We start from the raw sequence: 10,185 nt of genomic DNA, 5'->3' as shown, positions 1-10,185 counted from the left end.
GACTTTTCGCCAGAATTTTCCAAAGCAGTCGAAGAAAAACAAATCGCTGAGCAACGCGCCCAACGGGCAGTCTACGTCGCCCAGGAAGCCGAGCAAGAGGCCGAAGCCAATGTTAATAGGGCAAAGGGTCAAGCGGAAGCTCAACGCCTATTACGCGAGACGCTGACGGCAGAATTATTGCAAAAACAAGCGATCGATAAGTGGGATGGTAAGTTTCCCCAAGTAATGGGCGGGAATGGCGCATTACCGTTTATCAATATCGATTCTGGCAAGATGAAGTAATAGTTGATAGTTGACAATTGATAACGTTTTGATTAGATCTGTAGGTTGGGTTGAAGAATGAAACCCAACAGACCCACCAGAGAAAACTCGCCTACAGCGCGATTCCATGCGCGAATTGCGGCGCAGTGTGGGCAGGTTTCCCGTCCACATAACTGCGACAAGACACATTTGAGGATTTTGGCAACGGAGCTAGTTGATATCTTGAAATAATGATTCCTTGTAACTAGGATCGATCTCCCAATCCTCATTTTCGCCACCGATATATAACTGGAGAATTTCGACGTACTCCTTGCTCAATTGGTTGAGCGAATTGATCAAGATATCAATCGCGATCGCGTCGCTCGTGCCCAAATCCATCCAACACCGCGCCCAGTTGCCTTCATACTCAAAGTCGCCCATGTTGTGCATCAGCGACATCATAGTGCTGTCGGCGGCATCGTTGTCATAGTCCATATAACTCAGATCTAGTCCGGTTTCTTGAACTTGGCTATTTTCAGCATTAAAGCCACCCAATTTCCCTAAGAAAAACCACGAAGAGAATACTTCTTCAACTAATTTTTTCTCCTGTTCTGAGGGTACGTTGCTAAATTCCAACCAAAACCAAACATCAAATTGACTGAATTCGCGGAACTGGACTTGCATAATTAGTGAATAGTGGATAGTGGATAGTGAATAGCTATTGGTTCGATCGTTCTGGCTACTTATAATTCAGCACGGCATGATGGATGATGAGTGTTCCTCGTCATCCATCTTTAAAAACCGCTAATCATGCTAGCAAGTCGCGTTAGTAATCACATAAATCTAGTTAAATTAACCCGATACCTTTCTTTTTTGGTGATGGTGACTTCACCGATTTCTAGTCTGCCTTTGCCGCGAATTGCAACGAGATCTCCGGTTTTGAGAGCGTGAGCGGATTGGCTGACATCTTTCCAATTGACGCGGACGTCGCCGCTGGAAATCAGATCGACCATTTTACTGCGAGACATGCCGAATCCAGCAGAAGCGATCGCGTCTAACCGCAGCGAAGCTTCGGTTGTCACCATTTCTTTTTTCTTGGGTTCGCGAATCTTTAATTCGCTTAAGTCGATCTGACGAGTTTTGACGGGAACCGATCGCACTTGGTTCAAATTGGTTTCTAAAAACTCGACCAATTCTGGTGCGACGATCGCTTGTGCGCCTTGTTCACCCAAGACGATAATATCACCTGTTTTATCTCGGACGATGCCACAGCCCAACATCGCCCCCAAAAAATCGCGGTGCGTCGGCGGATCGAAGAGGAAATTGCCAGCAATTTGGATGGCTGCTAACGGGACTTGACTGGGTTCAAATGGCAATTCGCTGCGACAGATGCCCAATCGTTGTCGCTCGGCTTGGGGATAGCCGCCGGTGGCAATAATTTCGACATCGCTGAGTCGATCGAATACGCCTCTGACTTCGGCGATTTCTGGTGGGGAGAGAAAGTCAGTTTCGACGACTTCCCAAGTTTTAATCGCTTGTTCGGCGAGATCGATCGCTCTAGCGACGATTTCCCGATTTTCGACTCGTTTTAGTAATTCTTCTCTGGGCAACATTGATAATTAATTGAGAATTGATAATTGAGAGTTGATAGTTAATTACTTAATCGAAGCCGCGATCGATCTCGATATTTTTCTAAATCGGGATCGCTACATTTTTATTGATACATATCGGTGTAAGTTTTGATGTTTTCGAGATCGAATTTGCGGAGGATGGTGCTTGATTGTTGGAGCAGGAGTTGAGAACCTTCGACGACGATTAGATACTTACCGGCATTAATGCGATTGCGATATGGCAACGCATCGCCACTCCCGAAGGCAATCCCGCCACCGCCGCCAATGAAGACGCTACCCATCGTGCCACCGATCGCACCGAGCAAGCCGCCAATGATATGATTGCCGATCGATCCAGCCCAGGCAAATGTTTGTAAATCGGTCAGGATGCTGAAGCCTGCACCACCGATAAACCCAAAGGGAATCAACCAACTGGCCATTAATTTAGCTTGCTTTTGGGCGACTTCATTGGGGTCGATCAATCCAAATTCATCGGCAGTTTTGTAGCCGCGACCGAGAATGGTAATTTTATCGAGCGGTAAACCTTGTTTTTCCAACAGCGTATAAGCTGATTCGGCTTGAATGCGATCGGACAAGACCGCGACTAAGTAATTATTATTCATCACATTTTTAATTATAAAAGATATCTAGGCTTTAAGTAATTATAGCTGTCGCTGGCTGAGGGCTAAGTGCTGTAAACTCCTGGAGGGATTTTTTCGATCGATTAGCTGCGAGATTGTGAAAATGAACAAAGGATAACCCCGCTGGGGGGCTAATCCAGTTAAAATGTGCTATTGCACTGACCTTTATCCAACCAAACCGATCGTGTCAAAAGTTCTTGTTTCCGATCTCATCGACCAAGCAGGGATTGATATCCTTTCCCAAGTCGCTCAAGTAGACGTTAAAATTGGCTTACCGCCAGCAGAGTTAGCACGGATTATCGGCGAGTACGATGCGATTATGATTCGATCGGAAACCCGCGTCACCGCCGAAATTATCGAGGCTGCAACCAATCTCAAGATTATTGGTCGCGCGGGTGTCGGGGTAGATAATGTCGATGTCCCCGCCGCTACTCGTAAAGGGATCGTGGTCGTCAACTCTCCTGAAGGTAATACGATCGCGGCTGCCGAACACGCCCTCGCGATGATGCTGTCGATGTCTCGCTATATTCCTGAAGCCAACCAATCGATGAAAAGCGGTCAGTGGAACCGCAAGCAGTTCGTCGGCACGGAAGTATATAAGAAAACGCTTGGCGTCGTTGGCTTGGGCAAAATTGGTTCCCACGTGGCTACTGTAGCCAAAGCGATGGGAATGAAATTATTGGCATACGACCCATTTATTTCGACCGAGCGCGCTGAAGAATTGGGCTGTAGACTGGTGGACTTGGATACGATTTTCCGCGAAGCCGACTATATCACGCTCCATATTCCCAAGACCCCAGAAACGGCAAATCTAATTAATGCAGATACCTTAGCCAAGATGAAGCCCCAGGCGCGAATTATCAACTGCGCTCGCGGTGGCATTATCGATGAAGCCGCTCTAGCTGTAGCTTTGCGAAATGGGACGATCGCGGGTGCGGCGATCGATGTCTTTGCCACCGAACCACTCGGCGAATCCGAACTGCGCTCCTTGGGTAAAGAAATCGTCCTTACGCCGCACTTAGGTGCCTCTACTGCCGAAGCGCAAGTGAATGTCGCCCTGGATGTGGCCGAACAGATTCGGGATGTGCTGTTGGGGCTACCAGCTCGCTCTGCGGTGAATATTCCAGGCTTACATCCCGATGCGCTGGCGCAACTCAAGCCCTATCTCCAATTGGCAGAAACGCTGGGGAATATGGTCAGTCAGCTCGCTGGCGGTCGGATTAACGATCTGCAAGTGGGCTTATATGGCGATCTGGCCGAACAACAAACTAAACCAATTATTACCGCCGCCCTCAAAGGTTTATTATCGCCCGCGCTACGCGAACGCGTTAACTACGTTAATGCGGGCATCGAAGCCAAAGAGCGCGGCATTCACGTTGCCGAAACTCGCGATGCTTCGGTACGCGATTATGCTGCTACTCTCAAACTGATTGCCAAAGGTGCTTTAGGTCAACATTCGGTGACTGGCGCGCTGTTGGGCGATGCCGAAATGCGGATTACGAGTGTCGATGATTTCCCTGTCAACGTGGTACCGACGCAAAATATGTTATTTACCGTTCACAAAGATGTACCGGGCATCATTGGCATCATTGGTTCGCTCTTGGGCAAATTTAATGTCAATATTGCCAGTATGCAAGTCGGTCGCAAAATCGTGCGCGGCGACGCTGTCATGGTGCTCAGTCTCGACGATCCATTACCCGATGGCATTTTGACTGAAATCAAACAGGTAACGGGTATTAGCGATGCTTATACCGTGACGCTCACCTAGTCGCGCGTCGGTTAGTTCGTAATTTAGCTGCCGATCGATCTTGCCGACCCGCGAACACATTATGCTACTGTGGTGAAATATCGCGATCGAACTCGCCACAGTCGGTCATTTTGTAGATATTATCGATCGTCGGTAGCAAGATTCAAACGCCAGCCAGCTAAATCCTGCGTTCCCGATCGCCAATCTATGATTAAAATTTAACTAATTGGTAGCAATGTCGAGATCGACTTCGATCGGGTAGCAGGGTGTGAATTTTTCTCAAGTTTCACCATCAGACCGACAACTAAACATCCAATCCCCACGCCCTAATTTATCTGTCGAGATCCTAGAATCATGTCTAATAGCTGGTGGGAAATCAAAATCGAGTGCATCCCCGCTCTGGAAGAAACGATCTTTTGGAGGTTGAGTGAATTTGGGTGCAAAGGGATGTCTACTCAAACACAAGGTCAGGAAATTCTCATTAGTGCCTATCTACCCCAAGGGCAATTTAAGCTACTAGAAGTATCCGATCTCTCGTTATTGTTGGAAGATGATGCCAGTGCGATCGGCTGTCAGTTACCCGTCACCAAGTGCAATCTCATCGATGAAGAGGATTGGTCGAGTAGTTGGAAGCAGCATTGGCAACCCCAACCGATCGGCGATCGATTATTAATTAATCCCGCTTGGTTGGATACTCAAGTCAATCCGGCAGATCCCGATCGGCTGATTCTCCAGCTCGATCCGGGAGTGGCTTTTGGGACGGGCACTCATGCGACGACTCAATTGTGTCTAGAAGCTCTAGAAATGCGCCTGCAACCAGGCTCGAATTTAACTATTGCCGATATTGGCTGTGGCTCTGGTATTCTCTCTACAGCGGCACTATTGCTGGGTGCCCAACAGGTTTATGCTGTCGATAACGATCCGCTGGCTGTCAAAGCTACTGGTGAAAATCGCGATCTCAATCACATTCCCGCTGCCAAATTAATCGTCGATCTCGGCAGTATCGATCGACTCCAAGCGATGATTCCCGAGCCGGTAGACGGTTTTGTCTGCAATATTTTGGCAGATATTATTATCCAGCTAGCACCTTCTATGGCGGCGATCGTCAAACCCAAAGGTTGGGCAATTCTGAGCGGCATTCTCTCCAGTCAGGTGGCAGATGTTTCTAATGTCCTCGAACAACATGGCTGGGTAGTCGGCACGGTTTGGAATCGTCAGGAGTGGAGTTGCATTAATTTGAAGCATAAGTGAGGGGATAGAGACTAGGGGATAGGGACTAGGGGTTAGATATAAACATCCATCGTGCAACTTCAGGCCACTTGTGGCCTTGTACTCCAAGCTCTATTCCCTATCCCCTATCCCCTACCTCCTAATCCACACCGCCCGATGTACTGGCAAACCCCGACCGATCGTCGAAACTTCGCGTTCGGTGGGAACGCCGAGGGGATTTGGTTCGAGCCAATCGGATTGAGTGCGGGTAAAGGCAGGGTTTTCGCTAAATCGATCGCACATTTCCTGTGCTACCCATTCGAGATCGGATTGTAAAAATACCTCGCCACCGCTGGGTAGATAACGAGCGATATCGGCAACTAATGCGGGTTGAACGACGCGCCGCTTGGCATGTTTGGTCTTAAAACAGGGGTCGGGATACTGAATGCTAATCCGCTGGAGCTTGCCAGTCGGTAGGGATGCGAGCAGGGGGGCTAGAGAAATATTGATATTGCCAAACACATAGTGCAGATTGGTCAACCTCGCCTCATCGCGGATCTGATTGGCTTGGATGACTAGTGCTTGGCGAATTTCAATCCCTAAGTAGTTCCAATTTGGATGTCGTGCGGCCATTTGGAGCAAAAATCGTCCGCCAGCACTGCCAATATCGAGATGAATCGGTGTGGAAAGATCGGGGTAAACTACCGACCAATCGGGCGGGACTAGTGGCTGCTGATAAACAATACTGAGCGGATTAACATGCTGCCTAATTTTGATCCGAGGCATGAAAGTAGAGCGAGTATGGACAATAAATAAGGTAAGATCTCCCCACAATAGATTAAGCTAGCAAATCTTTCGATCGATTGATTGCGATCTAAAATTTACTAGCTAGCGGGAAAGATTGAGGATGGGTGAAGATGATAACTCAACTAACAGCATGGATATCTGGTTTGCACACCAGCTCATCATCTCCAGATTGCGCGATCGATACCCTGAGGATATCGACAGCTACAATCTATCTATTCATCATCTTCAGTGCCATCAACTTGTTTGAGATGAATGTGCTTGCGACCGAGGGTGATGTTAAATACATCGCCTTCCTTCAAGCCCATTTGTTTGGTGTATGCAGCACCAATTAATAAGTTATTGTTAGATTGAACGGTGATTTTGTAGCTGGCACAGCGACCGCCACGACCGCCACCAGCGGCTTTACTGTCTAGCTGAATGCCTTCAGCATCGATGAGCGCGTTCAGAAACTTCATCATGTTAACGCGTTGTACGCCGTTCTTAGTTTCGGTGAAGTAGCCGCATTCACGTGCTTTATCTTCTTTGCTCGCGCTGCCGAGGTCTTTGACTTTTTGGAGCAGTTCTTCGCCAACTAAAGGCTCAATATTTTTCTTGTTACTCATCAACTTAGATTTCAAACTAGAGGGTCTAACGCTATCCGGCGTTGCGGTTTTGCTAACCTAGACCTGCAATTATTTATTGGAGGTTGCTATTAGCTCTTGTCACCATAGTACACTGACTAGAGTGATTTTGTTAACTATCTGTATCTAAAATACCATTTTTTTTAGATCGCGACGAAACTTATCCGAACATCGCTGAGTCTTAAGATTTAGATCGGTTGACAGTCGGCGCAGAGGGAAATTAAGTTATCGATATTGGTTAGCTAGTTAAACATTAATAGTTCTCAGTAATCGATAGTTGGATTATGTAATATTCAGAATCGATTCTGCTAGGATTGACATAATCCAACCCGCGATCGCACTCAGGTGGTACCGACAGTCGTCCAGGCACGGTCGATCGCCAGCCGCCGCAATCGTTAAATACACAAATGAAACTGACTACTCGCGGAGATTATAGCGTCAGGGCGATGCTAGATCTCAGTTTGCAACCAGGATTCGGCCCCGCGTCTGTCAGTGCGATCTCTGCGCGCCAGCACTTGCCGATGCCGTATCTAGAGAAATTATTAATTGAGTTGCGCCGCGCGGGACTAGTCAAATCCATTCGGGGAGCGCATGGCGGCTATAAACTCGCAAAAAAACCCACCCAAATTTCTTTGAGTGATATTTTAGTGGCAGTAGGCGAATCGCTAGTCGCCGAAACGCCCGCTGGCTCAACAGCCGATCCTAATCTAGCTGCCGATTGGGTGACGCTAATGGTATGGCGCAGGCTTAATGAAAAGCTCCAAGCCGCTTTAGCGAGTATATCTTTAGCGGATCTCTATTATGATGCGCGGAGTTGGCAAGCTGCGCAGGGGGAAGTGAGTAATTATATTGTTTAGATAGGGATTAGGCTTTAGGTTTTAGGCTTTAGGGAGTAGGGGATAGGGGATAGGAAATATAGAAAGTGTCCATTTGATTCCCCCACTCCCAACTCAATCCTACATCTTGCTAATAATCCGCGTGAGGATTTCAACACCTGAGAAAGCTTGCCAGCCAAATAAACCGACAATGACCAGATTGATGCCGATGTGAGTGTATCGCGCCCAATCCATCCCTTTTTGCATGAATGGCGAGAGGGAGGAAGAGACTGCGATTAAACCAGTCATACCCAAACCGGCAAATAGGTGAGGGCCGAGAAATAACTTGCCATTATTAATATAAGTTACGGCCATCGCACCGATCGATCCTAATACCATCACAGCTAAGACGATCGAGCCGATCTGATAATGCCGGACATTAAATTTACCTTGAATGAGCTGTTTCTTTTCATCCCCAGTAGCTGCACGCGTTTTGCGAATTTGAAAGCCCAAATACATTGCATATAGAGTAGTTGCCAATAAAATCCACATCAAGACCGGATGGATAAAATTGAGATAGGGTTTAATATTGGCGGGAATAAAGTCCATAAGATTGGCAAAATTGACACGAAAGTTTTGTGAATATTTATAAAAGCTAGCATAAAATTTGTGGGTGTTGGGAATTGCGGCTAGAGATCGCCCTAGTCGCGATTAGGCTTTGCCTACGCTACGCGAACGACTGCTGGCTTAATCGAAGATCGATCGCCAATCTGCCATAAAATTGCGCTTGAATGGTGGGTTCTTCACTGCTATTGTTTTGCTACGGGGTGGTTGTTATCAGCTTATACCGCCTCATCGCGCGATTACGCATTCGTCAAATATCACGATCCCTCCTTCAATTAATCTTTCACTGATTCAGTCGGCTAAATCGGGCAACGAGCAGCAAGTTACTACGGCATTAGAATTACGCATTCGTCACATATCATGATCTCCCCTCAAATTAATCTCTCGCTGATTCAGTCAGCTAAATCGGGTAACGAGCGGCAAGTTACTACGGCATTAGAACGTGGTGCCGATGTCAATACAACTGATGCTCACGGTACCACCGCCTTGATGTTTGCCGCCCAAAAAGGTTTCGAGCGGATTGTCGAGCTGCTGCTGGCGGCTGGCGCGGCAGTCAATCTGCCTCGGCAGCAATTTGGGACGACAGCACTGATGTTTGCTGCTGCTGCCAATCGGGTGGCCGTTGTCGATCGACTGTTGTTGGCGCGTGGGATAGATGTGAATGCGACTAATGAAGACGGCAGTACCACACTAATGGGGGCGACGCTAGCTGGTGCGCGGGAGATTGTGAAGCTGCTAATTGCCGCAGGTGCGGACGTTACCACCATCGATAATGATGGGGACAACGCACTTAATATTGCGATCGAGTGTCATGACGAGCTGCTAGTGCGCCAATTATTGGTTGCTGGTGCAGATATTAATTATCGCCGCAGCGATGGCAAAACGCCGCTGTTGCTGATTTCGGCACCAGGAGCAGCCACGATGCTCGATTTATTATTGACTGCAGGAGCCGATCCGCAAGCGGTGGATATTGAAGGCGATAGTTTGCTGATTCTAGCTGCCGAACGCGGCGATCTCGATCTCATCGCGCCACTGATCCGGGCGCGAGTGAAGATCGATCTCCAAAATCACGAAGGCTGGACGGCATTAATCGCCGCCACGGCGGGGGGACAAATCGAAATTGCCAAGCTGCTACTCGCCGCTGGAGCTAATTCCAATCTCGCTTCCCAAGAGAGCGAAACCGCCTTGCATTTAGCCGCGATCGAAGGCAATATCGAGTTGGTCGAGATACTACTCGGTGCTGGCGCAAACGCGGATACGATTACCAGTCTGGGGGATACACCATTAGTTTTGGCGACCTTGCACGAGCATACACCCACCGTAGCGGCGATCCTCAAGTCCGGTATCGATCTCCAGGCACATCAGCAGGGAGCGACAGCTTTGGGCGTGGCGATCCTTAATGGTTTTACCGAAATTGCCAGCTTGTTGCTGGCTGCAGGTGTTTCGCCCCACCAAACCTTTAAGGAGGGCCAAACCCCCTCGATCGTCGCGGCAATTGAAGGGAATGTCGAGTTAATGCGATCGCTAATTGAGGCTGGAGCCAATCTCGACGATCGAGATGATACCGGAGCCACCGCCATGATGTGGGCAACCCATCGCCAGCATCACGAGATTATCGCCTTATTACTCGCGGCGGGAGCAGATCGCACCTGTAAAAATTATGGGGGTTTAACCGCGCTGGCATTGGCGGAAATCAATAGTGACAGACGATCGATCGAGCTGCTCAAACATCACTAGTAGTTTTGGGTGTAAATAAAATTACTATTTTGCTGGAGCGGGGAGCGGGGAGCGGCTGAAATCGCGCTGAGGTTCCCGTCTGTCTTGTCTCTCTGTCTTGACCCAAACACATGCGGAGGGAACCTCCGCGTGATT

General features: G+C 48.4%; 11 protein-coding genes and 1 pseudogene. 5 read left to right on the top strand and 7 right to left on the bottom strand.

The genetic code is table 11. The features are described 5' to 3' along the window. Window positions 1–282: pseudogene (locus RMO84_RS07025) on the top strand (prohibitin family protein); the annotation flags it as partial. A gap of 189 nt (window positions 283–471) precedes the next feature. Here RMO84_RS07025 and RMO84_RS07020 read toward each other — a convergent pair. The 3 genes from RMO84_RS07020 to RMO84_RS07010 all read right to left on the bottom strand — a co-directional run bounded on the left by RMO84_RS07020 (window position 472) and on the right by RMO84_RS07010 (window position 2,473). Beyond that, window positions 472–924: a DUF3531 family protein gene (locus RMO84_RS07020; RefSeq protein WP_310487756.1), complete on the bottom strand. Its 453-nt coding sequence runs from the start codon at window positions 922–924 to the stop codon at window positions 472–474. Between the two features lie 149 nt (window positions 925–1,073). Continuing rightward, on the bottom strand, window positions 1,074–1,853 hold the full coding sequence (locus RMO84_RS07015) for a photosystem II S4 domain protein (RefSeq protein WP_310487755.1): 780 nt from the start codon (window positions 1,851–1,853) through the stop codon (window positions 1,074–1,076). Between the two features lie 101 nt (window positions 1,854–1,954). Beyond that, window positions 1,955–2,473 carry a hypothetical protein gene (locus tag RMO84_RS07010; protein ID WP_310487754.1) on the bottom strand — a complete coding sequence of 173 codons (519 nt, stop codon included), beginning with the start codon at window positions 2,471–2,473 and terminating at the stop codon, window positions 1,955–1,957. A 202-nt stretch (window positions 2,474–2,675) separates the two neighbouring features. Between RMO84_RS07010 and serA the strand changes: the two genes are divergently transcribed. Both serA and prmA read left to right on the top strand, forming a co-directional pair. Next, window positions 2,676–4,259 (top strand): phosphoglycerate dehydrogenase, encoded by a 1,584-nt coding sequence (serA, locus tag RMO84_RS07005; protein WP_396135794.1) that lies wholly within the window; start codon window positions 2,676–2,678, stop codon window positions 4,257–4,259. 333 nt (window positions 4,260–4,592) lie between these two features. Next, a complete protein-coding gene (gene prmA, locus RMO84_RS07000) occupies window positions 4,593–5,489 on the top strand; it encodes a 50S ribosomal protein L11 methyltransferase (RefSeq protein ID WP_310487752.1) in 897 nt (298 codons plus the stop codon). 111 nt (window positions 5,490–5,600) lie between these two features. On the opposite strand, the gene trmB is transcribed toward prmA, so the two are convergent. From trmB to RMO84_RS06985, 3 genes are all read right to left on the bottom strand, one after another. Continuing rightward, complete coding sequence (gene trmB, locus RMO84_RS06995; RefSeq protein ID WP_310487751.1) at window positions 5,601–6,233, bottom strand: tRNA (guanosine(46)-N7)-methyltransferase TrmB; 633 nt, start codon at window positions 6,231–6,233, stop codon at window positions 5,601–5,603. Window positions 6,234–6,466: 233 nt separating this feature from the next. Continuing rightward, window positions 6,467–6,856 carry an AbrB family transcriptional regulator gene (locus tag RMO84_RS06990; RefSeq protein WP_310487750.1) on the bottom strand — a complete coding sequence of 130 codons (390 nt, stop codon included), beginning with the start codon at window positions 6,854–6,856 and terminating at the stop codon, window positions 6,467–6,469. Window positions 6,857–7,156: 300 nt separating this feature from the next. Further along, the gene (locus RMO84_RS06985) at window positions 7,157–7,279 is read right to left on the bottom strand and encodes a hypothetical protein (RefSeq protein WP_310487749.1); all 123 of its coding nucleotides are present in this window, start codon (window positions 7,277–7,279) and stop codon (window positions 7,157–7,159) included. A 2-nt stretch (window positions 7,280–7,281) separates the two neighbouring features. Between RMO84_RS06985 and RMO84_RS06980 the strand changes: the two genes are divergently transcribed. Continuing rightward, window positions 7,282–7,731, top strand: coding sequence for an RrF2 family transcriptional regulator (locus RMO84_RS06980; RefSeq protein ID WP_310487748.1), 450 nt, complete (start codon window positions 7,282–7,284; stop codon window positions 7,729–7,731). Between the two features lie 99 nt (window positions 7,732–7,830). Here the strand turns inward: RMO84_RS06980 and RMO84_RS06975 are convergent, their stop codons facing one another. Beyond that, window positions 7,831–8,298 (bottom strand): DUF4079 domain-containing protein, encoded by a 468-nt coding sequence (locus RMO84_RS06975; RefSeq protein WP_310487747.1) that lies wholly within the window; start codon window positions 8,296–8,298, stop codon window positions 7,831–7,833. A gap of 375 nt (window positions 8,299–8,673) precedes the next feature. On the opposite strand from RMO84_RS06975, the gene RMO84_RS06970 reads away from it, so the two are divergent. Then, complete coding sequence (locus tag RMO84_RS06970) at window positions 8,674–10,050, top strand: ankyrin repeat domain-containing protein (protein ID WP_310487746.1); 1,377 nt, start codon at window positions 8,674–8,676, stop codon at window positions 10,048–10,050. Window positions 10,051–10,185: the final 135 nt, after the last annotated feature.

This window comes from Chamaesiphon sp. VAR_69_metabat_338 (genome assembly GCF_031423935.1).
Taxonomy (GTDB): domain Bacteria; phylum Cyanobacteriota; class Cyanobacteriia; order Cyanobacteriales; family Chamaesiphonaceae; genus Chamaesiphon.
This window is presented reverse-complemented; position numbering and strand designations above follow the sequence as displayed.

Bases quoted from the DNA above. Each gene is read 5' to 3' on its own strand.
- RMO84_RS06990 (WP_310487750.1), bottom strand. From the start codon at position 6,856: ATGAGTAACAAGAAAAATATTGAGCCTTTAGTTGGCGAAGAACTGCTC.
- RMO84_RS06980 (WP_310487748.1), top strand. From the start codon at position 7,282: ATGAAACTGACTACTCGCGGAGATTATAGCGTCAGGGCGATGCTAGAT.
- RMO84_RS07015 (WP_310487755.1), bottom strand. From the start codon at position 1,853: ATGTTGCCCAGAGAAGAATTACTAAAACGAGTCGAAAATCGGGAAATC.
- RMO84_RS07020 (WP_310487756.1), bottom strand. From the start codon at position 924: ATGCAAGTCCAGTTCCGCGAATTCAGTCAATTTGATGTTTGGTTTTGG.
- RMO84_RS06970 (WP_310487746.1), top strand. From the start codon at position 8,674: ATGATCTCCCCTCAAATTAATCTCTCGCTGATTCAGTCAGCTAAATCG.
- prmA (WP_310487752.1), top strand. From the start codon at position 4,593: ATGTCTAATAGCTGGTGGGAAATCAAAATCGAGTGCATCCCCGCTCTG.
- RMO84_RS07010 (WP_310487754.1), bottom strand. From the start codon at position 2,473: ATGAATAATAATTACTTAGTCGCGGTCTTGTCCGATCGCATTCAAGCC.
- RMO84_RS06975 (WP_310487747.1), bottom strand. From the start codon at position 8,298: ATGGACTTTATTCCCGCCAATATTAAACCCTATCTCAATTTTATCCAT.
- trmB (WP_310487751.1), bottom strand. From the start codon at position 6,233: ATGCCTCGGATCAAAATTAGGCAGCATGTTAATCCGCTCAGTATTGTT.